This is a genomic window from Cyanobacteria bacterium QS_8_64_29 (assembly GCA_003022125.1).
Taxonomy (GTDB): domain Bacteria; phylum Cyanobacteriota; class Cyanobacteriia; order Cyanobacteriales; family Rubidibacteraceae; genus QS-8-64-29.
Genome location: PXQH01000043.1, coordinates 1 through 24,853 on the forward strand (window position 1 = coordinate 1; position 24,853 = coordinate 24,853).

Sequence of the window (24,853 nt, forward strand, 5' to 3'; positions counted from 1 at the left end):
CCCGGCTGCCCAAGCTTGCCCCAGCTGGATACGGTTATGGCGTCCACGGATTGGCGAGCCCTCAATTGCCTGCCACAGCGATTGTAGAGCCAATCCGCGGCTGTAGTACTAAGGGAACCCCCAGATTCAGGATGGGCGGGGCGCTCGCGCCGACTGGGGCCAGGTTAATACTGCAGTCGTGGAGCGGGAGCCGGCCATCCATCTTGGCAATGCACGACTGCTGGAGTTGGGGTATCTCAATGTGTCAGCAGAGGCAACATTGCTCTACCAATAGCTTCAGCCCCAAACCGCGGCTGTAGTACTAACCTGATAGGAATTTCTCCATGAAACCCGGTGAAGGGTCGCTTCTTGATGTTGGAAAAAGAGCCAGGCGATGGGGAAAAAAGTAAGATAGCTATTATAAGTCTCAAGGCTAACTAATTTTAGGGCTTTGTGTTGGTTGGCAGCTAATCGTTCGTACCAGGCACGAATTGTCGGTTTATAATCGTCGAGGGAGTCGTGGGTGATTTTGAAGCCTGCGCGGTTGGCTGCTTCAAGATGTTTGTGATGTAAGACAAGCATCGATCCGGGAAAGAAAATTTGCAGCGCGAGCGCGCTTACCGGATAAGGTTCCTTATTAAAGGAGAAAAACTGATGTACTGCTATTCCCCCTGGTGTTAAAGCCTCGTAAATTTTACGATAAAGTCCATACAACTCCTGGGGTCGGACATGCTCTAAGGCGCCGATGGAGAAGATGCGATCATAGCTTCGATTGTCAAAAGAATCAGTCACGAAATTCTTGAGCTTGACATCAAGGTTCAGCTCCTGCTGAGCATATGCCAGTTGCTCTTTAGCAAGAGTGAGTCCGCATAACTTACCTTGATGGCCCGAATCTCGAAGGAATTTTAGCATTGCCCCCCAACCACAGCCTAAATCTACAGCAGTCATAGACCACATGTGAACGGAGCTAGCTTGTTGGGCAAAACTTTGGGATCCTCTCAAATGGGGATCGAAGCTTTCAGACACAAGCCCACTCGTCTGTTCACTATCCATGTGTTTTTGCTATAGAATTTTCTCTTGTCCACTGAGATTTAAAAGCTTACGCAGGTATTCCACTTTGTTTGCTTGTGCTTGTTCTAGAGTATCTTTTTCGCTGAGAAATCGGGCACAGGTATAAAAACGATATTGGGCATCGAGAAAAAGGGCGTAAAAATCATTGGAAACATCGTAGTGGGCTTCAATTCCAACTGCATGATCTGGCTTTAACATTTCATCAATATATGCCTTGCGCTTTGACTCTGAAGGATACCTTTTCGCAAAGTTCTCCAACCAAGTCGGTTTCGGGTTTTTCCAAAATTGCCAATTCTTAACGGGATCCAAAGGAAAAGGAGTCTGGATTCGGTATTGCGCGATTGCGTACAGCAATCCCCTATCGATGAAATCCGAAACAAGTTTTGAGAATCTTGCTAGTTGCACCATACTCCAAACTCCAATTGAGGCATTGCTCTGAGCTCAACTTTTGTCCTTTTGGATTTTAAGCAGCGTAGCAGAGGCATTCCAGCAGCGTATCAATAATACCAATTTGAGCAGCGGATGCACGCTTTCCAAAGAACATAACCCCCATATTGAGGAAATTTCGGAGATCAGAATCTAGCGCACAAGCCACGAGAATTGGTATAACTGGCGGTGGCGAATTCTGCCACAGTCGGGGATCTCGAAAAAAACACCGGCTATGGCTCTCGCCGGACAGCAGCTAGGGCGTCTTTTGCTCAAATTGGTATGACGGCTCGCTCGATGCGGTTGCGCTTCCGGTAGCTGCTTCGGTCAGAGGGGCCTGTCCGGGACTCGTTGCGTTTGTGGGGGATGGTCAGTCGAATGTTGGTGAGCGTAACGGCGGATGGCCCGGCTGCTGTAGGCTTTGTCGGCGACGAGCCGGTGGGGCTGGCACTTGGGCCGGCCGGGACCGTGCCCGTTGAGCTGCACCGGGCGCATCAAGGGTAGGAACATGGACGCATCGTGCTGGTGGCCTGCGGTTAGGGCCAGGACCAGTGGCTTGCCCATGCCATCAGTGCGTAGGTGCACTTTGGTACTGATACCAATTCTCGTGGCTTGTGCACTAAATTTCGACCTACAAAACTCCCTCAATATGGGAGTCATATTCTTTGGAAAGCGTGCATCCACTGCTCAAATTCGCTGCGCGCGAGCCTCGCGCGCAGTGCTGGTGAGCCTGGACCGCCGTGCTGTCGATGAAGTGCTGGTTCCAATCCAGCTGGCAGCGCTGCTGGGCCAGTTGCTGCAACTCCGTCCCAATGCGCTCCCAAATACCGGCCTGGCGCCAGCGGTAGAAACGGTTAGCGACTGTGGGCTAGGGACCGTAGTGCCAGGGCAGCTCGCGCCAAGGTGCCCCAGTGCGCAGGATCCAGAAGATGCCGTTGAGAATGCGGCGGTGGTTGTGGGCCGGTCGTCCGGTGCTTGGCTGGGGCATCAGTGGCTGCAAGCGGTTTCACTCCCAATCGGATAGGTCAGATTCGCTCATGCGGCCAACTTTAGGCCGCTCTACCTAGTTTGCGAATGCGCCCTAGTACTACAGTCGCGGTTTGCATCTGGAACTAGCCAGTAGAGCGATGTTGCATCTGCTGGCAAATTGAGATGCTCCAACTCCAGCAGTCGTGCATAGCCAAAGCCGTTGTAGGCGCGCTAGCTCGCGCTTGAGCTCGAACGAGCGAATGCCTTGAATGCTGTCGATGCTGCCCACATCGAGCAGCGACAGCTCTAAGGGGAGGCTTTTAGTTATACCGTCTGCAGGTGTTCGCCCAGCAGTCGGCAGCGGTGCCCGATACGCTACCAAATAGGTCGTGTCTTGGACTGAGACCTTTCGGCCGCGGGTATAGTAGACATTGGGCGCGAGTCCCAAAAGTGGCGCAACGCCAGAGAGCAGCCCTGAGGTGACATTTCCGGGCCGGCCGCCGATGCGGATGCTGCGCCAGCTCGGATCGAAGTTTTGCAACTGCCGTGTGAGCGGGAACCGGTTGCCGGCGAGCAGCTCGGTCAGCTGGGAGGCGCGGGCTGGCTGCCCCGCTGCAACTAGGGCAGCAGTGATCGCGGCCAGTCCAATGGCTGGCTAGCGGCGCATGGGGAGGTTCGAGCGCAAGTGCCTGAGTTCGTCAAGAGACTAGCGCTCTGACCTTAGCACAGCTGGCGTCCTGACAAGCCTTGCGCGCTCCTGGGTCGTTGCTGCCAGCAATGGCGGTTAAGCTGGTGTCTATCGAGCGACCGCCCCAGCGCCATGAGCGACAGTTCCCAACAAACGACGGATTTTGTCGGCCTGCACATCCACAGCGACTACAGCCTGCTCGATGGCGCCTCGCAGCTCCCGGCGCTTGTCGATCGCGCGGTCGAGCTAGGCATGCCCGCGATCGCGCTGACCGACCACGGCGTCATGTACGGCGCGATCGAGCTAATCAAGCTCTGCCGCAACAAAGGCATCAAGCCCATCATCGGCAACGAGATGTACGTCATCAACGCCGATGACATCCAGACCAAAGGCCGCTACCGCAAGTACCACCAGGTGGTGCTGGCCAAAAACACCCAGGGCTACAAAAACCTAGTCAAGCTCACCACCGAGTCCCACCTGCGCGGGGTGCAAGGGCGCGGGATCTTCGCTCGCCCCTGCATCAACAAGCACCTGCTGGCGCAATACAGTGAGGGACTGATCGTCACCAGTGCTTGCCTGGGTGGCGAGGTGCCCCAGGCCATCCTGGCGGGCGAGCTCAAGCGCGCGCGCGAGATCGCCCAGTGGTACAAAGCCGTCTTTGGCGAGGACTATTACCTCGAAATTCAGGATCACGGCTCGCCCGAGGACCGCATCGTCAACGTGGAGCTGGTCAAAATCGCGCGCGAGCTGGATCTGAGCATCGTGGCGACCAACGACTCGCACTTTATCTCCTGCAACGACGTTGAGGCCCACGACGCGCTGATCTGCATCCAAACCGGCAAGCTCATCACCGAGGACAAGCGCCTGCGCTACAGCGGCACTGAATACCTCAAATCGGGCGAGGAAATGGCGCAGCTATTTCGCGATCACCTGCCCGATGAGGTCATCCAGCAAGCCCTGGCCACCACCCGCGAAGTTGCCGAGAAAGTCCAGCCCTACGACATCCTGGGCGAGCCGCGCATCCCCGACTTTCCCGTACCGGCCGGCCACACCGCCGATAGTTACCTGGAAGAGCTTACCTGGCAGGGACTGCTCGAGCGCTTGGAGTGCAACGAGCTCAGCGAGGTCGGCAGCGACTACAAAGAGCGCCTGCAGCACGAGCTCAAAATCATGCAGCAGCGCGGGTTCTCCACTTACTTTCTAGTGGTTTGGGACTACATCAAGTTCGCCCGCGACAACGACATCCCAGTCGGTCCGGGGCGCGGCTCGGCGGCCGGATCGCTGGTGGCCTACGCGCTGCGCATCACCAACATCGATCCCGTCCACCACGGCCTGCTGTTCGAGCGCTTTCTCAACCCTGAGCGGTCTTCCATGCCCGACATTGACACTGACTTTTGCATCGAGCGGCGCGAGGAAGTCATCGACTACGTAACCCGGCGCTACGGCGAAGATCGCGTGGCCCAGATCATTACCTTCAACCGCATGACTTCCAAGGCCGTGCTCAAAGATGTGGCGCGGGTGCTGGGTATCTCCTTTGCCGAATCCAACCGCATGGCCAAGCTCATCCCAGTGGTACGCGGCAACCCCACGCCCCTGGCCACCATGGTCTCGGAGGAAACGCCCGAGCCGCAGTTCAAGCAGGAATACGAAAACGATCCCCAAATCCGCCGCTGGGTGGATATGGCCATCCGGATCGAGGGCACCAACAAAACCTACGGCGTCCACGCGGCCGGCATCGTTATCTCGGCCCAGCCGCTCGACGAAGTGGTCCCGCTGCAGACCAACAACGACGGGGCCACCATCACCCAGTACTTTATGGACGATCTGGAGTCGTTGGGCCTGCTCAAAATGGACTTTTTGGGCCTCAAAAACCTAACGACCATCCAGCGCACTACCGAGCTCGTGGCCAGCAACCGCGGCGTCAAACTGGATCCCGACGAGCTGACGCACCAGGAGCGCGAGGCCCAGCGGCTGGCGCTGGAGCAACAGCAGTCCCAACCGGACGACGTCCGCAAGGCCTACCAGCTGCTGCAAGACGGCTACCTGGAAGGGGTGTTTCAGCTCGAGTCGTCGGGCATGCTCAAGGTCGTCCAGGACCTGGGGCCCACCAGCGTTGAAGACCTATCCTCCATTTTGGCCCTGTACCGGCCCGGCCCGCTCGATGCCGGCCTTATCCCCAAATTCATCAACCGCAAGCACGGCCGCGAGGCCACCCAGTACGACCATCCCTGGCTGGAGCCCATCCTGAAAGAGACCCATGCGGTCATGGTCTATCAGGAGCAGATCATGCGCATCGCGCAAGAGCTCGCCAGCTACTCGCTGGGACAAGCCGACCTGCTGCGCCGGGCCATGGGCAAAAAGAAAATCAAGGAGATGGAAAAGCACCGCGAGATGTTTATCGACGGTGCGACTCAAAACGGCATCGACCGCCAATTTGCCGAGGATCTGTTCGAGCAGATGCGGCTGTTCGCCGAGTACTGCCTCAGCTACGACACCGAGGTCGTCACCCTCGAGTACGGGTTGATGCCCATCGGGCGCATCGTTGAGGAGCGGATCGCGTGCCAGGTCGTCAGCGTGGATCCCAACGGCTACGTCTACACCCAGCCTGTGGCCCAGTGGCACTACCGCGGCCAGCAACCGCTCTACGCGTACGAGCTCGACAATGGCGCCTGCATCCGCGCTACCCCCGACCACGAGTTCATGACGGCCCAGGGGGACTGGCTGCCCATCGATGAGATCTTCGAGCGCGGCTTGGAGCTCAAATCCGTTGCCCGAGCCTCCCCTAGCGAGCCGCTGCCGCCAGCAGCGGCAGAACCCTTCACGGTGCCGGGGCGAACCGCTGCCAGTTGAGCTCGCCGCCCCCATCCGCAAACCAGCGCAGCAGCGCGGCCGGCTGCCCAGGGGCCAGTCCCGGCTCCCCGATCGCGGCCCGGGGCGCTTCGGTGGCGAGCGTGATCGCCACCTCGGGCGCGCAGGCGCCCCAGCGCACCAGGTTGCACGCCCCTTCCAGCAGCGGCAGCGTGGTGCCGGCGAGCGTGCCGTCGCTCAGTCGCGCTGTGCCGCCAGCCACGGTGACCGTGCGACCGTCCCAGGGGTAGTCCCCTTCAGGCAGACCCAGCGGTGCCAGGGCATCGCTGACTAAAAACGCCCCCCGCTCGCCCTGCACGGCGCGCAACAGCAGTTGCAGCATGGTGGGACAAACGTGGACGCCGTCGGCGATGGTGCCGCAGCGCACCCCAGAGGCGGTTAGCGTCGCTCCCAGCAGGCCCGGTTCGCGGTGGTGCAGGCCCGGCATGGCATTGAAGGCATGGGTCACCATGGAGGCCCCTTGCCCGAAGGCGGCGCGCGCTTGCAGCTCGTCGGCTAGCGAGTGGCCCAGACTGACGGTCGTGCCGCGCGCGCGCAACTCGGCAATGGCATGGCCGTCGGGATCGAGCTCTGGCGCTAGCGTGACGATGCGCACGGCATCGCCGCGATCGCCCAGCAACTGCCGCACGCGCTGGGCCGTTAGCGGCTGCAGCCACTGTGCCGGGTGAGCGCCGCGCTTGTCCGGGTTGAGGAAGGGCCCTTCCAAGTGCGCGCCCAGGATGCGCGCCTCGCGCGCGGGTTGGGCTGCCCGGTACTGCGCGATCGCGGCCAGCGCTTGCTGCACCCGCTCCGGGGCGCTGGTGATGAGGGTGGGCGCGTAGGCATCGATGCCCTGCTGCCACAAAAAGGTGCCCACCTGGGCCAAGCGATCGCGGTTAGCCGGGGTTAGCTCGGGAAAGGCCAGGCCCAGCGCCCCGTTGACTTGCAGGTCTACCCCGCCGCGCGAGATCCAGTCGCCGGCGACATCGTACTGCGGCTGCGTTGGGGCTGAGGCCGGCGCTTGGGCCATGGGAGCAATTGCAGCGATCGCGCCATCGGCGCCGACGCTGATGCGCTGCCGGCCTTGCCCGCCAGGGACCCGCGCGTTGGTAATATCGAAACCGCTTGCCATTGCAGCCCTAGCGCCCCAAGGAAACGACCATGCCCGCCAACGAGCCGGAAGTCGGCGTCATTATGGGCAGCGACTCCGACCTGCCCACCATGCAGGGGGCCGTAACGGCCTGCGATGCCCTGGGCGTGGCGTGCGAGCTCGCTATTGTCTCCGCTCATCGTACCCCAGATCGGATGGTGGACTACGCCCGCAGTGCCAGCGATCGCGGGCTCAAAGTGATCGTGGCGGGCGCGGGTGGGGCCGCTCACCTGCCGGGGATGGTGGCCTCGCTCACGCCGCTGCCGGTGATCGGCGTCCCCGTGCCCAGCCGGCACTTGCAGGGGATGGACTCGCTCTACTCCATCGTCCAGATGCCGCCGGGCATCCCAGTGGCGACAGTGGCCATCGGCAATGCCCGCAATGCCGGCCTGCTGGCCGTCCAAATCCTGGCAGCCCAACGCCCGACCCTGCAGCAAGTGCTGCAGCAGTACCGCCAGCAGCTCGGCGATGCCGTGCGCGACAAGCAAGCCCAGCTCGAGCGCACCGGCATGCGCGAGTACCTGCGCCAGCAGGAGGGTCAGTAGGTGCTTGCGCGATCGCGCTGGGCCCGGCTAGGGCAACGCTGGGGGTGGCTGAGCGCGCTCGTAGCCCTTTTGGCGCTCGTCAGCGGCGCTTGCGAGCGCGAACCGCAGGTGCTCCAGCCCACCTACAGTACCCGCGAGGAGATCTTTCAAACCGAAGTCGTCAACCTGGGGCTGGAGCGCTTGGGCTTTGCCGTGGATGCCCCCGGCAAGCAGTTGAGCTACGCTACCGCGCACGCCGCCATTGCCGAAGGCAACTCCGATTACGCGGCCAACCACTGGAACCCGCTGCACGACCCCTTCTTTCAAAGCAGCGGCGGCGAGAGCGCCCTGCAGCGCTTGGACACCATCGTTGCGCCGGCGCTGCAGGGCTATCTGGTGGATGGGCAAACTGCTCGGGCTGTCGGCCTGAGCAGCCTGCAACAGCTGCGCCAACCCGAGATTGCCGAGCGCTTCGATACCGATGGCGACGGCCGCGCCAACTTGCTGGGCTGCAACCCGGGCTGGCAGTGCGAGTCCGTCATCGAGCACCACCTGCAGGAGTACGGCCTCGAGGACACGGTCGAGCAGGAGCAGGGCATCTACAGCGACATGATGGCTGATGCCATCGAGCGCTTCGAGCGCGGCGAGCCCATTTTGTACTACGGCTGGATTCCGTCTTGGGTTGGGGCCGTGCTGCAGCCTGGCAGTGACGTGCAGTGGCTGACCGTCCCTTATACCTCGCTGCCGCAGCGTCCCTTAACCGCCGAGAATACCCAAATGAACGGCCAAAATTTGGGCTTTCCGGCCAATCAAATCCAGACTCTGGCCAACGCTGGCTTTGCCCAGCGCCATCCGGTCGTGCGGCGCTGGCTGGAGCTAGTTGAGATTCCCATTAGCGATCTCAACGCCGAGTACCGCTACATGCGGCGCAACGATGCCACCCCAGCCGACATTCGCGATCGCGCCCAAGACTGGATCGCGCAGCACGAGCACCAGTTCGAGCGTTGGTTGGAGCGCGCCCGCAACGCCGCCCGGTGACGCGCGCTCTATCGGCCAGGGGCTTCAACGTATCCAACGATACAGAAAAGCGCGCGCGCTGCCCGCCAGAATGAGCGCGACTGCGATTGTTGGTGCTTAGCTAGCCCGCTTAAATCGCCCCAGCTACTGGCGGGCTAACCTGCGGTGTCCGCGCCCAGCGCGCGTTTGGAGCGTTCAAGGAAACCTGCATGTCTCTGCTCAGATCGAAAGTTGCAACATCAGCCGCAGCGCCGCCACACCGGCGCAGCGCTTACATAGAGCCGCTGGCAACGCTGCTGCGCTGGTTCTCCCCCGCTTGGCTGGGCTGCATCCCGCTGGTCGCCGCGATCGTCGTTCTCTGGCACCAGGCGGCGGCCGCCCTGGGCGTCGACAACTACGACGCCCCCCAAAGCCCGCAAGAGTTGGGCGTGGTGCTCGACTCCATCTTTTTGACGCTGGCGGCAGTGCTCGTGATTTTCATGCACGTGGGCTTCGCCATGCTGGAGGCGGGCTTTAGCCGCCAAAAAAATGCTGTCAACATCCTGGCCAAAAATGTGGTCGTGTTCAGCTTGGCCTCGCTTGCCTACTGGGCGATCGGCTATGCCTTGATGTACGGCGAGGGGAACCCGGTTATCGGCCTGAGCGGCTGGTTCCTGACGGGGTTGGACGATCCCTACCCGGAAGGCATACCGCTATCAATCGACTTTCTGTTCCAGATGGCGTTTGCCGCGACGGCCGCCACTATCGTCTCGGGAGCGGTGGCCGAGCGCGTCAAGCTGAGCTCGTTCATGGTCTTTAGCGTACTGCTAGTCGGGATTGCCTATCCCATCACCGGCCACTGGGGCTGGGCCGGCGACGGCTGGCTCAGCCAGCTGGGCTTTGCCGATTTTGCCGGTTCCACGCTGGTGCACTCGGTAGGCGGCTGGGCTGCCCTAATGGGCGCTGCCATTTTGGGGCCGCGCGAGGGCAAGTACCGCGAGGACGGCACACCCACTGCCATTCCCGGCCACAACATGGCCCTGGCGACCCTGGGCGGCTTCATTCTCTGGATCGGCTGGTTTGGGTTCAACCCCGGTTCGGAGCTGGAGGCTACCGCCAATGTTCCCGGAATTGCGGTCATGACCAACTTGGCCGCCGCTGCCGGCGCCGTGGCCGCAACGCTGACTTCTTGGGCGCGGGACGGCAAGCCCGACCTTTCTATGATGGTTAACGGCTTTTTGGCCGGCCTGGTGGCCATCACCGCCGGCTGTGCCTACGTCACGGATCTGGGCGCCATCATCATTGGCGGCATTGCGGGCTTTATTGTCGTGCTCTCAGTGGCTTTTTTCGAGCGCGCCCAAATCGACGACCCGGTGGGGGCCATCTCGGTCCACCTGATTGCCGGCATTTGGGGCACCCTGGCCGTGGGCATCTTTGCAGTCGCGCCTGGTAAAGACGTAGAAGCCGGCATCGACCAGTTTCTGAGCCAGCTGCTAGGCGTCGGCGCCGTGGGGCTGTTTACGGTCGTGGTCACCGGGATCTTTTGGGCCCTGGTGCGTGCCATCATGGGCATTCGCGTTACGCCCGAAGAAGAAATCCAGGGCTTGGACATTGGCGAGCACGCCATGGAGGCCTATAGCGGCTTTGTCAAAGAAGCGGATGCTTTTAGCAGCAGCGGCAGCTTCGGCAGCATGGGCGCTAGCTCGCGCGGCTCCCAGGCCCGCTAGCAAACGGGACCGGATGTTCCGGCAAGTCCGCCGGGCGCATCCCTAAGTTTGAGCTGCCCGGCCAGAATGGCACCATTGGGAGCAAAGCCAGCGTCGAGGCAGCCCAGCCAGGAGCGGCCCATGGATACCAAATCGTTCAAGCGCTCGCTTCAGCACTCGCCCAACTACCACCGCCGGGGCTTCGGCTATGAAGCCGAAGTCGCCGATGCCATGCAGTCGGAGTACCAAAGCGAGCTCATCCGCGAAATTCGCAACAACGGCAATTGGCTGACGCGCGGCAACGTTACCATCCGCCTCGCCGAGGCATTCGGCTTTTGCTGGGGAGTCGAGCGGGCTGTGGCGATCGCTTACGAAAGCCGCGAGCATTTTCCCAACGAGCGCATTTGGATCACCAACGAAATCATCCACAACCCCGGCGTCAACCAGAAGCTGCGGGATATGGAGGTGAGCTTCATTCCCGTTCGGGACGGCCAGAAGGATTTCTCGGTCGTTGACTCGGGCGATGTTGTGATCCTTCCGGCCTTTGGCGCGAGCGTGCAGGAGATGCAGCTGCTCAACGACAAGGGCTGCACCATCGTCGATACCACCTGTCCCTGGGTCTCCAAGGTTTGGAACTCGGTCGAGAAGCACAAAAAACGCCAGTTTACCTCCATCATCCACGGCAAGTACCAGCACGAGGAAACCATCGCCACCAGCTCATTTGCCGACAAGTACCTGGTCGTGCTCGACTACGACGAAGCCAGCTACGTTGCCGACTACATTCTCAACGGCGGCGACAAGGACGAATTCATGCGCAAGTTCGGCGAGGCCTGCTCGCCGGGCTTTGACCCCGACCGGGATCTGGAATACGTGGGGGTGGCCAACCAGACCACCATGCTCAAAAGCGAGACCGAGCAGATCGGTAAGCTGTTCGAGCGCACCATGCTCAAAAAGTACGGCCCCAGCGAAGGGAGCCAGCACTTTATGAGCTTCAACACCATCTGCGACGCCACCCAGGAGCGCCAGGACGCCATGTTCGATCTGGTGGAGGAGGACCTATCGCTGATGGTGGTCATTGGCGGCTTCAACTCCTCCAACACCACCCACCTGCAAGAAATCGCCATCGAGCGCGGCATCCCCTCCTACCACATCGATGGCGCCGAGCGCATCGGTCCGGGCAATCGCATCGAGCACAAGCCGCTGGGTCAGGGCCCCACCGTGACCGAGGGCTGGCTCCCCGAGGGGCACATCACCATCGGGGTTACCTCAGGTGCCTCCACCCCTGATCGCGCTGTCGAGGAGGTCCTGCAGCAGATCTTTGCGCTCAAAGCACCGGCCGAGCCGGCGCCCGCGCGCTCGTAGCCGGCGGGCGCGCTCAGCGCTCGCTGAGGTAGGTGCTGCGCTCGAGGCTGCGCCGGTAGTTGCGCAGCAGCCGCTGCGATGCCTGGGGATCCAGGCCGTGCCGTTCGGTGCGCTGGCGCAGGCGCTCGAGCAAATCGGCAGGGCTGTAGCCCACGGTTTGGAGGATGTCGGCGATCGTATCGCCCCCCTCGATGCGCTCGATGGAATAGCTATCGGCGGTGGCGCGGATGCAGGCCACGTTGGGATGGCCGAACAGGTTGTGGGCATTGCCCATGATTTGCTGGTAGGTCCCTACCAGGAACATGCCCAGGTAGTAGGGCTCGCGGCCATCGAGCGGATGGAGCGGCAGGACGCGCTCGGACTGGCCCGTCTGCGGCGAGACGAAGCGGTCGATCTGGCCGTCGCTGTCGCAGCTCAGATCGCCCAGCACGCCGCGCTGCGTGGGTGCCTCGTCCAGGCGATGGAGGGGCATGATGGGAAACAGCTGCTTGATCGCCCAGCTATCGGGGGCTGAGCGGAAGATGGAGCAATTGACGTAGTAAATCGCTGCCATGACCATCTCTAGGGCCGCGCGTTCCTCGCTGTTGGCAGCGCACTCGCGCACCAGCGCCAGCAGGCGATCGCAGCAGGCCCAGTAGAGCCGCTCGGCGCGCGCGCGCTCGGCCAGGCTGAGGTAGCCAAAATCAAACAGCCCCACCGCTTCTTCTCGGAATTGAACGGCGTCGTGGTAGGCCTCTTGGTAGTTGCCCGCCCCAAGCGCATCGTAGGTCTCCCACAAGTTGCGGATGATGCGGGGATCGCCCGCTTCGCGGCGGGCCGGTAGCGCCGTTGGGGGTTCGCTGCTGCCCAGCACGTCGAACGCGAGCACGGCATGGTGGGCGGCAATGGCGCGGCCGCTTTCGCTAATGAGGGTCGGGACTGGGACCGAGCGCGCCTCGCACGCCTCTTTGACCTCCGCCACAATGTCGTTGGCGTAGTTTTGCATGTTGTAGTTTTTGGAGGCCTGCCCCTGGCGTTTGGAGCCGTCGTAGTCGACCGCCAGGCCGCCGCCCACATCCAGATAGCGCAGGGGGACGCCCAACTGGCGCAGCTCGACGTACAGCTGGCTGGCCTCGCGGATGGCAGCCTTAATGGTGCCGATCGCCGCGATCTGAGAGCCGGCGTGAAAGTGCAGCAGCTGCAGGCAGTCCAGCATGCCAGCTTGCTGCAGCCGCTCGACTACCTCCAGCAACTGCGGCGCGGTGAGGCCGAACTTGGCGTGATCGCCGCTGGAGTGCCCCCAGTGACCCGAACCGGAGGCGCTGAGCTTGGCCCGAACGCCCAAAAGGGGGCGGATGCCCAAGTCGCGGCTGAGCTCGATGGCGGTTGCCAGCTCGCTGGGGTGCTCCAGCGTCAGTGCCGGCGTAGGACCCAAGCGCTGCGCCAGCAGGGCCATCTCGATGTACTCGCGGTCCTTGTAGCCGTTGCAGACCAGCAGCCCCGCCGTTCCGGGTTGGGCATCGAAGGTGGCCAGCGCAATTGCCAACTCGGGCTTGGACCCCACCTCCAGCCCGCAGCTTTGGGCGCTGCCAAATTGAGCCAGCGCCTGGCGGCAGTGGGCGTACTGGTTGCATTTGAGCGGAAAGACGCTGTAGTAGGCGCCCGGGTAAGCGTAGTGCGTGATCGCGCGCTCGAAGCAGGCCTGCAGCCGGGCCCAGCGATCCGCCAGGATGTCGGAGAAGCAAACCAGCAGCGGCGGGTTCAGGCCGCGCTCGCGCAGCGCGCCTACGATCTCGTACAAATCCAGCTGCGGCCCGCGATCGCCGCAGGGCGAGACCGTCACGCGCCCGGCCGCATTGACGCTAAAGTAGGGCTCGCCCCACTGGCGCACGCCGTAGAGCGCCTCGCTGTCGGCGGCGTGCCAGGCGCCACCCGCTTGGTGATCGCTGGCGGCGGCCCGCGTGCTGGGATCGGCTGCCATAGCAGCTCCAAATGCGGTCTCAGCTTAAGCTGACGGGGGGCTCGTAGCCCCAGCGCTCGATGAACGGATGCCAGCGATCGCGCACGCGCTGCGCGGTCTGGGCATCCAGGGCGTGCGGTTTTTTTTGGTACTGGCTGACCGAGTCGAGGTAGCGGGCAAAGGCGTCCCGGTCAATCTCAAAGCCATCCCAGTGCAACGTAGCGTAGATGCGCTCCAGCTCGCCCAGCGGATCGGCCTCAAACTGCTCGAAGCAGACCTCGGCCAGTTGCCCGGCCGGCAGCGCTGCCGTCTGCTGGAGGCACGCCTCCATCAGGCGCGGGTAGGTTTGCAAAATCCACTCGTCGCAATCCAGGCCCTCAACCGGTTGCAGGGCAAAGGTGCGAAACAGCTGGCGGTAGAAGGTCTGCATGGAGCTAAAGACGCGGTACGGGTTGCGATAGATGTGGATGAATTGGGCCTGGGGCCAGAGCGCCTGCAACAGGGCAACGCGCCCCGAATAGACCGGGTTTTTGATCAAAAGCGATTGCTGGGGGTGCTGGCACCAGACCTTGCTCAAAAAGTAAACGAAGGTGCGCTGCCAGGCCTCGCTCTCATCGTTAGTGCAGCCGTCGAAAAAAACGCCGCGATTGAAGTTGCGGGCAAAGTGCTGCGGGAAGTAAATCCCGTGGTAAAAAGACAGCGGCGTCATGTTGGCCAGTGCAATCTCATCTTCTTGGGGCGAATCCGGCTCGACCGGAATGCGGTCGATGAAGCGCTCGGCCGGCAGCGCGCGCTCCAGCAGCGGGCGCAGGGTGCGCGCCAGGCTCAACATTTCCCAGGGCAGCCCCGTCGCCAGCGGCGAGACGTAGTTGAAGGCCCGCGACTTGCTCAGGACGTTGTAGAGATGGGTCGTCCCGCTGCGCCAGTGACCGATGATGAACACCGGCGCCGGCATGGCCTGGGCCCGGCGCGCCAGCCCCAGGGCAGCCGCGCGCTCGGCCAGCGTGAACGGCCAGCGCAGCAAGACGGCGCTGGCAATGGCAGCCAGCTGGGGCCACTGCTGGTGCGGGATGGGGCCGTTGCCGGCCAGTACCTTTAGCAGCGTTGCCGGGTTGCTGCCGCTGAGCGGATGGCGGAGGCCGGGGCGGGCAGCGGGCATGGCAAGGGCGGCGTTCGGCCCCGACGAGCCTAACAAGCCGCCCTGGGCGCGCGCGATCGCGGCAGCGATTCAGCGTCTGATAAGATTCGAGCGCTAAATTCTGCTCGGATGTTGGAATCCATCGGTGGTGAGGAGCGGATGAGATGAGTGCCCAGCAAGATGCCCTAAGCGTTCTCGAAGCGACAAGCCGCACGTTCTACATTCCCATCGTGCGCTTGCCCGGCGAGCTGCAGGCCGCCGTGGCCTCTGGTTATTTGTGCATGCGCGCGATCGACGAAATTGAAGACTCGCCCCAGCTGCCCAACGCGGCCAAAGCCGAGCTGCTGCGCGGCATCAGCACCACGCTGCAGGCTTCCACCGAGCGCGATGCCCCAGGTAACTTTGCCCCAGTTTGGGGCGATCGCCGCGCGCAGCTAGCGGAAGTGACGTGTCGCATTGGCGAATGGGCAGTGCTGGCGCCGGCTTCCATCGCGCCGCGCGTTTGGGATGCCACGGCTGCCATGGCGGACCGGATGGCCTACTGGGCCGAGCGCAACTGGGCGGTACGCACCGAGGCCGATCTGGATCGCTACACGTTTGGGGTCGCCGGGGCGGTGGGCCTGTTGCTCTCGGATCTGTGGGCTTGGTACGACGCAACGCTCACCGATCGCACCCAGGCCATTGGGTTTGGTCGCGGGCTGCAGGCGGTCAACATCCTGCGCAACCGCAGCGACGACTGGGCGCGTGGCGTTGACTTTTTCCCCAATGGTTGGACCAGCAGCGACATGCACGCCTACGCGCAGCGCAACTTGCAGCTGGCGCGCGCCTACACGGCCGCTCTCCCGCAGGGGGCGGCGCGCGAGTTCTGCCAGATCCCGCTAGCGCTAGCCGAGTCCACGCTCGCGGTCCTGCAGCAGGGTCGCGAGAAGCTCACGCGCGCCGAGGTCGAAGCCATCGTCGAGGGTGCTACCGAGGCGACGGCGGACCCAGTGGCAGGCAGCGAACGGGGCTAGCCGAACAGGCTCGCCAGAGAGCGCACCATGTTTTGGGGGTGCAGCGAGTCCTCGGCGGCAGTGGGCTCGTAGCCGCAGTGCACCATGCAGTCGGCGCACTTGGGATTGCCGCTGGCGCGCCCGTACTGGCTCCAGTCGGTTTGTTCCATTAGCTCCTGGAACGTATCGAAGTAGCCGTCATCCAGCAGGTAGCAGGGCTTTTGCCAGCCCAGCACGCTGTAGCTGGGACTGCCCCACGGCGTGCACTCGTAGTCCTTTTCGCCGGTGAGAAAGTCGAGAAACAGCGGGTTGTGGTTGAAGCGCCAGTTTTTCTCGCCGGCCTTGAACGGCGCTAGCATCTCGCGGAAGAGCGCGCGGGTCTGCTCGCGCTGCAGAAAATGGTCTTGATCGGGGGCTTTGTCGTAGCTGTAGCCGGGCGAGACCATCATGCCGTCGACGCCCAGGCTCATGACGTAGTCGAAAAACTGCTGCATCTCGTACGGATCGGCGCCCTCAAAGACCGTGGTGTTGGTGGTGACGCGAAAGCCCTTGGATTTGGCGGTCTGGATGGCTTGAACGGCTTTGTCAAAAACGCCTTGTTGGTTGACGCAGCTGTCGTGTTGCTCGCGCAGGCCATCGAGGTGGATGCTAAAGGTGAGGTGACTGGAGGGCTGGAACTTGTCCAGGTATTGCTCGAGCAGCACGCCGTTGGTGCACAGATAGACGAACTTGCCGCGCGCGATCAGCCCCGAGACGATCTCGTCAATTTGCGGGTGCAGCAGCGGCTCGCCGCCCGGAATGGAGACCACCGGCGCCCCGCAGGTCTCGGCCGCATCGAAGCACTCCTGGGGCGTGAGGTTGCGCTTGAGGACTTCCTTGGGGTGCTGGATTTTGCCGCATCCGGGACAGGCTAAGTTGCACCGAAACAGCGGCTCCAGCATGAGCACGAGCGGGTAACGCTTGCGCCCTTTGAAGCGCTGGGTAAGAATGTATTTGCCAACGGTAAGTGCTTGCTTGATATTGATTGCCATAGTGCGCTCCTCACAATAGTGAATTTTTTAAAGATCGGGCGGGGGTATTACTCAAGTTTGGCATAGCCGCGCTCGAGGAACCAGCGAACGGCATCCCGCAGGGCGCCCTCGAGCGGCGATTGGGGCAGGCCCAACTCGCGCACTGCCTTGGAGCAATCGCAGTAGAGCGGTCGGGCCGCCATGCGCACCCCCTCCAGCGGAACTGAGGGAGATTTGCCCGCGAGCGCCAGGACGCGCTCGTCCGCCCAAGCTGCAATTGCGGGCAACCAGGGGGGCACGGCGACCTTGGGGGCGGTCAGGCCTGTTAGCTCGGCCAGGCGATCCAGCAGCGCCTTGAGCGCCAGGTTTTGGCAACCGAGCAGGTAGCGCTCGCCCGAGCGCCCGCGCTCTAGCGCCAGCAAGTGCCCCCAGGCCGCATCGCGGACGTCGATGGCATTGAAGCCAGTGGGCATATAGACCGGCATCTGGCGCCGCAGGAACCGCAGCACGATATCGCCAGCTGGGGTGGGTTTGGCATCGCCGGGACCCAGTGGTGTGGTGGGAATGGCGACGACGACCGATTGGCCGCTGCTGGCGGCCGAGAGGGCGGCCTGTTCGGCCCAGTACTTGGAGCGCTCGTAGGGACTGGCCAACGACTGGGGGCTGGCTGAGTGAGCTTCGTTGGGGAGCGAAGCCCGCCGGCTCGTGTCGAGGTTGACAGCCGAGCCGGTAAAGACTGTGCGCTCGATCCCGGCCTGGCGGGCTGCCGCTAGCACGTTTTGGGTGCCGCGGACGTTGCTGGCATGCAGCCGGTGGCGATCCGCCCACCACAGCGAGTTGCACGCAGCCAGATGGAACAGGTACTGGCACCCGCGCATGGCCCGGGCCAGCTCGGGATCGTTGAGATCGCCGGTGATGGTCTCGACTGCCAAGCCCTCGAGGTTGTCGCGCTGGCTCTGAGTGCGCACCAAGGCGCGCACGGCATAACCTTGCTGGCACAGCAGGTGGACCAGGTGGCTGCCAATAAAGCCGTTTGCGCCGGTGACGAACGCGCGCGCGCTCATGAGCGCCCCCTGGTGGCAGCATCGCTCCTCCATGGAAGCAGATTGGGCTGCCATCCTAGAGGGGCCCGATTAGCGCTGGCTGAGTCCTGTTGAGCCCCGATGCGCCCATCGATGCCGTCTTGGTGCCCCAAGGCATGGAAGCGCGCGCCGTCCGGCGCGGCTTGCGGCGCGCTGGCGCACCGCAGCCAACGCTGGTTGCGCTCCCCATGGGGCCGAGCGCAACGGCCGCCTGCCTGGGGCAATGGTTGCAGCAGAGGGCGTTCTGGCATCCGCCCCGCTGCCTGCTGCTGGGGTTGGCCGGGAGCCTCAGCGATCGCTACCGCGTAGGCGATTTGGCCGTGTGTGCGACGGGCTACTGCCGCTGCGACCCGGACGGAGAGCGGCAAGCCAGTTACGATCGCGCGCTAACGGCCTGGCTGCAGCAGCGCCTCGGGGCTCGCGCGGGGGTAGCCCGCGCACTGACCCACGATCGCTTGGTCGCTTCGGCCGCGCGCAAGCGCGAGCTGGCGCGTGCCTATTGCAGTGACGTGGTGGAGATGGAGGGCTGCGCCGCCCTGCAGGCGCTGGGGGCAGGTGGCGCCCGACTGGCGATGCTGCGCACCATTGGCGATGGCTGCGATCACGACCTGCCCGATCTGAGCCCAGCGCTGGGTGCAGACGGCTCGCTGCGATCACTGCCGCTTGCAGGGTGCCTGCTGTGCCAGCCCATCCGCGCGGGCCGTTTGGTCCGCGGCAGCCTGCGAGGGGTGCGCGTTCTGGAGCGCGCGGTGGCCTATTTATTCTCGGGGGCGGCGGGATAAACGCGGCCCTTCCAAGCGCCACCGCGCCCCTGCCAGTGGCGGCGGGCCGAATCCAGCGCCATCAGCGCGTACAGCATCGCGATCGCCGGCAACAGCAGCGCCAGCGGCGCGGGTTGCCGGTAGTAGCGCAGCGTGGGCACGTAGGCTGCCGCCATGAGCCCCCATCCCAGTGTGCCCGCCCCCGCAATGGCCGGTTTGCCCGCCATAGCACCGCCCATGGCGCCGGCCGGTGGGACAGCGTAAGCCAGCAGCAGGCCCAGGATCGCGGCTAGCAGCAAAATCAGGGAGCGGTGGAGCTGGACAAAGGCCGTGCGCGCCACGACGTGCCAAATTTGCCCCAGCGAGCCATAGGGCCGCAGGCTGCGCGTGGCAGTGCTCAACCCCAGCCAGATGCGGCCCGAGGGGCCGCGTTGCTTGATGGCGCGCGCCAGCGTGCAGTCATCGATTAGGGCGTGACGCACGGCCTCCAGCCCGCCCGCTTGCACCAGCGCCGCGCGGCGCACCAGCAGGCAACCGCCAGCCGCTGCGGCCGTCGGGCGCTGGGGATCGTTGGCCCAGCGGAAGGGATAGACCAGGCGAAAGAAAAACACGAAGGCCGGCACCAACAGCCGCTCCCAAACGCTGCGGCACTGCAGGCGCACCATGACCGAGACCAAATCCCGGTTGCCGCTGCGGGCCTGGGCGACCAGCCGGCGGACGTTGACCGCATCGTGGGCGATGTCGGCATCGGTAAGCAGCCAGTAATCGGGCGGGTGCTCCCCAGCGCTGGCATGATGGATGCCTTGCTGCAGCGCCCAGAGCTTGCCGGTCCAGCCGGGGGGCGGCTCTCGGCCGGTTACGACTGTAACCTGCTCCTGGGCGCCGACCTCGCGGGCTGCGGTGCGGGCAGCTTGGGCCGTTCCGTCCGTACTGCCATCGTCCACGACCGTGACCGTTAGCGATCCTGGGTAGCGCTGGGCCAGCAGCGACTGCAACGCCTGGGGCAAAAACGCTGCCTCGTTGCGGGCGGGCATGATGGCGCCCACCGAAGGGGGCGCCTCAGTGCCCAGCTCGGCCTCGGCGGGGACGGTCTCCTCCAGGATGGGTCGGGCGCGCCAGAATTGGCCCCACCCGAGCAGCAGGCCCACCCAAACAGCCAGCGCCATGACTGTCAGGCCTAGTGCGATTGCAGCCATGGGACAATTGCTAAGTTGCGAGCGCGGGCACTAGGATTGGCGCTGGTCTTAGGCTGTGGCAGGCGAGGAGCCCTTCCATGCAAGCACCGAGTTCGGTCACCGCCGCCGCCCTCTTCAGCGCGATCGCAGCCGGCCAGGAATACCTGTTGGGGCTGCAGGCGCCAGCCGGGTACTGGCAGTCGGAGCTCGAATCCAACGTCACCATAACAGCCGAGATCGTCCTGCTCCACAAGATCTGGGGCACCGAGGGCGACCGCCCGCTGGATAAAGCCGCGGCTTACCTGCGCCAGCAGCAGCTCGACAATGGCGGCTGGTCGCTGTTTTACGGTGATGGCGGCCACCTCAGCACTGCTATTGAGGCCTACATGGCGCTGCGGCTGTTGGGGGTCCCCGCTAGCGACGCGGCCCTGGGGCGAGCGCGCGATTTCATCCTGGCGCGCGGCGGCATCAGCAGTGCGCGCATTTTTACCAAACTCCACCTGGCGCTCATCGGCTGCTACGACTGGCGCGGCGTCCCCTCCATTCCGCCCTGGCTGATGCTGCTGCCCGAGCAGTCGCCGTTTACAATTTACGAGCTCTCCAGTTGGGCGCGCGCCAGTACAGTCCCGCTAATTGTGGTCTGCGATCGCAAGCCGGTCTTTGCCACAGACCCCGCCATTAAACTGGACGAGCTCTACGCCGAAGGCCGCGATCGGGTCCGCTTTGAGCTGCCCAAGCGGGGGGACTGGCGCGACGGCTTCGTGTGGCTGGACGATGCCTTTAAAGCCGCCGAGGACTGGAACCTCGTCCCCGGGCGCGAAGAAGGCGTCCGCGCGGCCGAGCGCTGGATCCTGGCGCACCAGGATCCCAGCGGCAACTGGGGCGGCATCATCCCGGCCATGCTCAACTCGCTGCTGGCGCTGCGCTGCCTGGATTACGACGTTGCCGATCCGGTGGTGCGGCGCGGCCTGCAAGCCGTGGACCGCTTCGCTATCGAAACGCCGCAGCACTACCGCGTGCAAGCCTGCATCTCGCCGGTGTGGGACACGGCTTGGGCGCTACGGGCCCTGCGCGATTCGGGGCTGGAGGCCGAGCGGCCCGAGCTGGTGCGCGCCGGCGATTGGTTGCTGGCCCAGCAAATTTTGGACTACGGTGACTGGGCCGTTAAGAACCCGCGCGGCGAGCCGGGCGGCTGGGCCTTTGAGTTTGACAACCGCCACTACCCCGATTTGGACGATACGGCCGCGGTGGTCATGGCGCTGCAGCGCGTGCGCTTGCCCGACGAGCGCCACAAGCGCGCTGCCATGGAGCGGGCAGTGCGCTGGCTGGCCTCAATGCAGTGCCAGCAGGGGGGTTGGGGCGCCTTCGATGTCGACAACAACCAGGCGTGGCTCAACGAGCTCCCCTACGGCGATCTGCAGGCCCTGATCGACCCCAACACCACCGATGTCACCGCCCGGGTGCTGGAGATGCTGGGCCACTGCAACCTAGCCATGCACCCCGATAGAGTCCAGCGCGCGATCGCCTATCTGAGCGGCCAGCAAGAAAGCAATGGGGCCTGGTACGGCCGCTGGGGCGTCAACTACATCTACGGCACCAGCGGCGCCCTGTCGGCGCTGTGCGAGACGGCGCCGCAGTCGCAGCAGCGCGTGATCGCGCGCGGGGCCGCTTGGCTCGCGGGCTGCCAGAACTCGGATGGCGGTTGGGGCGAGACCTGCCGCAGCTACGATGACCCCACGCTGCGCGGGCAGGGCAACAGCACCGCCTCCCAAACCGCTTGGGCGCTCATCGGCCTGATTGCTGCCGAGCGCACGGTGGGCGGGCTCGCGCGCGAGGCAATCGAGCGCGGCGCGGGCTATCTGCTCGCCACCCAGCAAGCCGATGGCAGCTGGGACGAGGCCGAGTTCACCGGCACGGGCTTCCCCGGCCACTTCTACATCCGCTACCGGCTCTACCCGCAGTACTTCCCGCTCAAGGCCCTGGGCGACTACCGCGCCTGGGCGGGCGCTAGTCCGCCAGCGGGCTAAACGAGCGCACGGCCAGCACCGGCCCGATGGCCGCAACAGTCATGACCTCCGGGCGTAGCTCCCCGGTTACGCGCACCGGGGTTTGGGTCCGGCAGAGCTCGGCCGGCGGGTCCTGGAGCTCGTAGGCCTCGCCGTCGTCGGCGACCAGCGCCCAAGCCCCCGGGCCGATGTCGCGCCGCTCCACGCGGCCGGTAACCGTCACGCTCACGTTGCCGGCCGCTCCTGATGGCTCGCCAACCCGGCCAAGCCCACGCAGAGCATCGCATTGATCCCCAAAAAGCTGCGGGCGATCGCGCCGCTGCCCAGCCCCCAAACAGCCGGGTCGGCGACGGCACTAACGCCCAGGCAGGCTGCTGTCCCCAACGAGGCGCCCACGGCAAACCACCGCCAGCGCGGATGCCCCAGCAGCAGGGCCACCAGCGCGAACGGCAGCAGGACGCTGGCAAACAGGGGATTGAGCTGGGTCGTTCCGGGCACGGCATTGCCCAGCTCGGGGAGCGAGCTGCCCAGCAACCGCATGGGCCACTGCGGCGCGTCCCACAGATACACCCCGCGCAGGAAAAACAGCCCGGAGCTGCCCGCCAGCAGTCCGCCCGCCAGCGGCCAGCTCCAGTTGAGCGGAAAAACGGTGCGCAGCAACCACGCCAGCAGGTACGAGCCCACCACCATTGCCAGCTTGGGCAGCACCATGGTGGGGGCGCCATCGATCCAGAACCAGGGGTTGAGGTAGCCGTTGCGGCGCAGCCAGCGCCAAAAGTCGCGCACCCCGATGCGCCCCTGCTCCGCCCGCTGGACGGCCGAGGCGGCATCCAGCTGGCCGGCCCCAAAGTGATTGAGCGGATCCTCGGCCACGGCGCGGGCGCTGCGCGCGAGCGCCTGGCGAACGGCCGCCGGCTGCTCCAGCCCGCTGGCTTTCATGAGCGCGACCGCACCCGAGACGTGGGGGGCAGCGGTGCTGGTGCCCTGAAAGCCGGCGAAAACGGCGCCCTCGGTTTGGGGATCGATGGTGTTTTGGACGATCTTGCCCGCCTCGCTGCCGCCGGGGGCGGCAATGTCAACGCCCGCGCCGAAGTTGGAGTAGGGCGTTTTTTCATCGGCCGGGTCCAGGGCCGAGACGCCAATGACCTGCGGGTAGCGGGCGGGGTAGGCTGCCGCGTTGCGGTTAGCGTTACCGGCAGCCGCCACCACGACAGCCCCCTTATCGGTGGCGTTGGCGATCGCATCTTCCAGCACGGCGCTTGCCCCCATGCCGCCCAGGCTTAGGTTGATGGCATCAGCGCCGCGATCAGCGGCCAACCGGATGGCTTCGGCAATGTCGGTTACCGTGCCGCTGCCGTTGCGCCCCAGCACCTTGAAGGGCATGATGGCGGCTTTGGGGGCAATCCCAGCAACGCCATAGTGATTGTTGGTCGATTGCGCGATGGTTCCGGCCACGTGGGTGCCATGCCCGACATCGTCGCTGGCTTGGGCGCGGTTGTTGACAAAGTCGTGCCCTTGCAGCAGCTCCGTCCGCGCCAGGTCGGGGACGCGGCTGACGCCCGTATCGATGACCGCCACCTTGATGCCGTCGCCTTTGGTCTCTTCCCAGGCGCGCTCTTGGTTGATGCTGCGCAGGTTCCACTGCTTGGGATAGCCCGGGTCGTTGGGGACCTCAAAGGCCCGGTAGCGGTAGTTGGGCGCAATCGCCTCGGTGAGCTCGCTGAGCTCGGAGCGCCGCAGCGCGGTCAGCCGTTCGGCATCGCCGCGGATGGTGTAGAGCCGCTCGCCGCGCGAGAACTGACTGTTGAGCTGCGGCTCGACCCCGTAGCGATCGCGCAGGGTTTCGAGCTCGCGCTCGACGGTGGCGGCCGGCACGCCGTCGCGAAAATCCAGGGCAATGGAGTCAAAAGGCGGGCGGTTGGGGGAGCCGGCCAGCCCGACTAACAGGCCTACAGCAACCAGCGCGAGGCCCCCAGTCAGCAGCAGCTTGCGCATGGCTATCCTCTCCGGTTGGCACCCAGCCGGTGCCCTCAAAGCCGTACTGCCAGCTTAGCCAACGGCTGTGCGGCTGCCCACAACCCTGGGGCTGGCGCTATTCGGGGTCGCGGTAGGCGCGAATCATGGCCTGGGTTCCCTGCTGGCGGCCGTCCTCGAGCTGGGCGACAGCCTGAAACAGGCGCTCGGCCAGCTGCGTGCCCGGGAGCTCGCTGGCATCGGGCACGCTCTCGCGCACCAACCGCAGGTCTTTGAGCATGTGGCCGATGGCAAAGCCAGGGGCCAAATCGGAATCGGCGGCGGCCAGTTTGGGGCCCAAGTTGGCCAGGATCCAAGACCCGGCAGCGCCGGTGCTGCAAACCTCTACCACCGTATTGGGATCGAGCCCCTGCTGGCGCGCTAGCTGCATGGCCTCGCACAGCGCGACCACGTGCAGCGAGGCCAGGGTTTGGTTGCAGAGCTTGACCGCCTGGCCGCTACCCACCGGGCCGCAGTGGCGGATGGTTTGGCCCATGACCGCAAACAGCGGATAGCAGCGCTCGAACTCGGCCGGCTCGCCGCCAGCCATGACCGTCAGCGTGCCGTTCTGGGCACCCACATCCCCGCCCGAGACTGGCGCATCGACCAGCGATAGCTCCTGCTGCTGCAACTGGCCTGCTATCCGGCGCGTGGCCTCGGGCCCGATGGTGGTCATATCCGCCACGAGCGTGCCGCGGCGGGCGTGGGTGGCGACCCCGCCCTCGCCCAGCAGGACGCGCTCGACATCGGGGACATCGCCCAGGCAAGTCACTACAATATCGGCCGCGGCGACCGCCTCGGGCAGCGAGGCAGCTACGGTCGCGCCAGCCTCGGCGGCCGTTTGGATGCCGGGGCGCTCGGGACTGCGATTCCAGGCTGTTACCGCGTACCCCGCCCGGGCGAGGTTGGCTGCCATGGGACCGCCCATGACGCCCAAACCGAGAAAGCCAACGTGGGGTGCGCTCATGGGGTTGCTCCGTGCGCGTCGCGTGCCAGCTTAGCTCGCCTGGCGCTTGCCC

Annotated in this window: 21 protein-coding genes; 8 read left to right on the forward strand and 13 right to left on the reverse strand. The window is 64.4% G+C overall.

Annotation, left to right across the window (positions count from 1 at the left end; translation table 11 throughout):
• Nucleotides 1-276 precede the first annotated feature (276 nt).
• The 4 genes from BRC58_07360 to BRC58_07375 form a co-directional block, all read right to left on the reverse strand.
• Nucleotides 277-1,032: a hypothetical protein gene (locus tag BRC58_07360; protein PSP17037.1), complete on the reverse strand. Its 756-nt coding sequence runs from the start codon at nt 1,030-1,032 to the stop codon at nt 277-279.
• A gap of 9 nt (nt 1,033-1,041) precedes the next feature.
• Nucleotides 1,042-1,458 carry a hypothetical protein gene (locus BRC58_07365; protein PSP17038.1) on the reverse strand — a complete coding sequence of 139 codons (417 nt, stop codon included), beginning with the start codon at nt 1,456-1,458 and terminating at the stop codon, nt 1,042-1,044.
• A gap of 345 nt (nt 1,459-1,803) precedes the next feature.
• Nucleotides 1,804-2,136 (reverse strand): hypothetical protein, encoded by a 333-nt coding sequence (locus BRC58_07370; protein PSP17039.1) that lies wholly within the window; start codon nt 2,134-2,136, stop codon nt 1,804-1,806.
• Between the two features lie 208 nt (nt 2,137-2,344).
• Nucleotides 2,345-2,464 (reverse strand): hypothetical protein, encoded by a 120-nt coding sequence (locus tag BRC58_07375; protein PSP17040.1) that lies wholly within the window; start codon nt 2,462-2,464, stop codon nt 2,345-2,347.
• An 801-nt stretch (nt 2,465-3,265) separates the two neighbouring features.
• On the opposite strand from BRC58_07375, the gene BRC58_07380 reads away from it, so the two are divergent.
• Nucleotides 3,266-5,983, forward strand: a complete 2,718-nt coding sequence (locus tag BRC58_07380; GenBank protein ID PSP17041.1) for a trans-splicing intein-formed DNA polymerase III subunit alpha N-terminal partner DnaE-N — start codon at nt 3,266-3,268, stop codon at nt 5,981-5,983.
• On the opposite strand, the gene nagA is transcribed toward BRC58_07380, so the two are convergent.
• Nucleotides 5,952-7,112 (reverse strand): N-acetylglucosamine-6-phosphate deacetylase, encoded by a 1,161-nt coding sequence (gene nagA, locus BRC58_07385; protein ID PSP17042.1) that lies wholly within the window; start codon nt 7,110-7,112, stop codon nt 5,952-5,954. The two genes, BRC58_07380 and nagA, sit on opposite strands and share 32 nt — an antisense overlap.
• A gap of 29 nt (nt 7,113-7,141) precedes the next feature.
• Between nagA and purE the strand changes: the two genes are divergently transcribed.
• The 4 genes from purE to BRC58_07405 all read left to right on the forward strand — a co-directional run bounded on the left by purE (nt 7,142) and on the right by BRC58_07405 (nt 11,718).
• Nucleotides 7,142-7,675, forward strand: coding sequence for a 5-(carboxyamino)imidazole ribonucleotide mutase (purE, locus tag BRC58_07390; protein PSP17043.1), 534 nt, complete (start codon nt 7,142-7,144; stop codon nt 7,673-7,675).
• Nucleotides 7,676-8,692: a proline/glycine betaine ABC transporter substrate-binding protein ProX gene (locus BRC58_07395; GenBank protein ID PSP17044.1), complete on the forward strand. Its 1,017-nt coding sequence runs from the start codon at nt 7,676-7,678 to the stop codon at nt 8,690-8,692.
• Between the two features lie 188 nt (nt 8,693-8,880).
• On the forward strand, nt 8,881-10,377 hold the full coding sequence (locus tag BRC58_07400; protein ID PSP17045.1) for an ammonium transporter: 1,497 nt from the start codon (nt 8,881-8,883) through the stop codon (nt 10,375-10,377).
• 120 nt (nt 10,378-10,497) lie between these two features.
• Nucleotides 10,498-11,718 (forward strand): 4-hydroxy-3-methylbut-2-enyl diphosphate reductase, encoded by a 1,221-nt coding sequence (locus tag BRC58_07405; protein ID PSP17046.1) that lies wholly within the window; start codon nt 10,498-10,500, stop codon nt 11,716-11,718.
• Nucleotides 11,719-11,731: 13 nt separating this feature from the next.
• Here BRC58_07405 and BRC58_07410 read toward each other — a convergent pair whose 3' ends face one another.
• Together BRC58_07410 and BRC58_07415 are read right to left on the reverse strand one after the other, a co-directional pair.
• On the reverse strand, nt 11,732-13,678 hold the full coding sequence (locus BRC58_07410; protein ID PSP17047.1) for an arginine decarboxylase: 1,947 nt from the start codon (nt 13,676-13,678) through the stop codon (nt 11,732-11,734).
• Between the two features lie 19 nt (nt 13,679-13,697).
• Nucleotides 13,698-14,816 carry a sulfotransferase gene (locus BRC58_07415; GenBank protein PSP17048.1) on the reverse strand — a complete coding sequence of 373 codons (1,119 nt, stop codon included), beginning with the start codon at nt 14,814-14,816 and terminating at the stop codon, nt 13,698-13,700.
• Nucleotides 14,817-14,959: 143 nt separating this feature from the next.
• Between BRC58_07415 and BRC58_07420 the strand changes: the two genes are divergently transcribed.
• On the forward strand, nt 14,960-15,808 hold the full coding sequence (locus tag BRC58_07420; GenBank protein ID PSP17049.1) for a phytoene/squalene synthase family protein: 849 nt from the start codon (nt 14,960-14,962) through the stop codon (nt 15,806-15,808).
• Here BRC58_07420 and hpnH read toward each other — a convergent pair.
• Nucleotides 15,805-16,818, reverse strand: a complete 1,014-nt coding sequence (gene hpnH / locus BRC58_07425; protein PSP17050.1) for a hopanoid biosynthesis associated radical SAM protein HpnH — start codon at nt 16,816-16,818, stop codon at nt 15,805-15,807. The genes BRC58_07420 and hpnH overlap by 4 nt on opposite strands.
• 47 nt (nt 16,819-16,865) lie before the next feature.
• The gene (locus BRC58_07430) at nt 16,866-17,861 is read right to left on the reverse strand and encodes a dihydroflavonol 4-reductase (protein PSP17079.1); all 996 of its coding nucleotides are present in this window, start codon (nt 17,859-17,861) and stop codon (nt 16,866-16,868) included.
• 89 nt (nt 17,862-17,950) lie between these two features.
• Here BRC58_07430 and BRC58_07435 point away from each other — a divergent pair, with 89 nt between their 5' ends.
• Nucleotides 17,951-18,661 (forward strand): phosphorylase, encoded by a 711-nt coding sequence (locus tag BRC58_07435; protein PSP17051.1) that lies wholly within the window; start codon nt 17,951-17,953, stop codon nt 18,659-18,661.
• Here BRC58_07435 and BRC58_07440 read toward each other — a convergent pair.
• Nucleotides 18,634-19,836 (reverse strand): glycosyl transferase family 2, encoded by a 1,203-nt coding sequence (locus BRC58_07440; GenBank protein PSP17052.1) that lies wholly within the window; start codon nt 19,834-19,836, stop codon nt 18,634-18,636. The genes BRC58_07435 and BRC58_07440 overlap by 28 nt on opposite strands.
• A gap of 77 nt (nt 19,837-19,913) precedes the next feature.
• On the opposite strand from BRC58_07440, the gene shc reads away from it, so the two are divergent.
• Nucleotides 19,914-21,842: a squalene--hopene cyclase gene (gene shc, locus BRC58_07445; protein ID PSP17053.1), complete on the forward strand. Its 1,929-nt coding sequence runs from the start codon at nt 19,914-19,916 to the stop codon at nt 21,840-21,842.
• Here the strand turns inward: shc and BRC58_07450 are convergent.
• The 3 genes from BRC58_07450 to BRC58_07460 all read right to left on the reverse strand — a co-directional run bounded on the left by BRC58_07450 (nt 21,823) and on the right by BRC58_07460 (nt 24,801).
• Nucleotides 21,823-22,050 carry a hypothetical protein gene (locus BRC58_07450; GenBank protein ID PSP17054.1) on the reverse strand — a complete coding sequence of 76 codons (228 nt, stop codon included), beginning with the start codon at nt 22,048-22,050 and terminating at the stop codon, nt 21,823-21,825. The two genes, shc and BRC58_07450, sit on opposite strands and share 20 nt — an antisense overlap.
• The gene (locus BRC58_07455) at nt 22,047-23,816 is read right to left on the reverse strand and encodes a peptidase S8 (GenBank protein ID PSP17055.1); all 1,770 of its coding nucleotides are present in this window, start codon (nt 23,814-23,816) and stop codon (nt 22,047-22,049) included. The genes BRC58_07450 and BRC58_07455 overlap by 4 nt, the downstream gene beginning before the upstream one ends.
• A 97-nt stretch (nt 23,817-23,913) precedes the next feature.
• On the reverse strand, nt 23,914-24,801 hold the full coding sequence (locus tag BRC58_07460; GenBank protein PSP17056.1) for an oxidoreductase: 888 nt from the start codon (nt 24,799-24,801) through the stop codon (nt 23,914-23,916).
• Nucleotides 24,802-24,853: the final 52 nt, after the last annotated feature.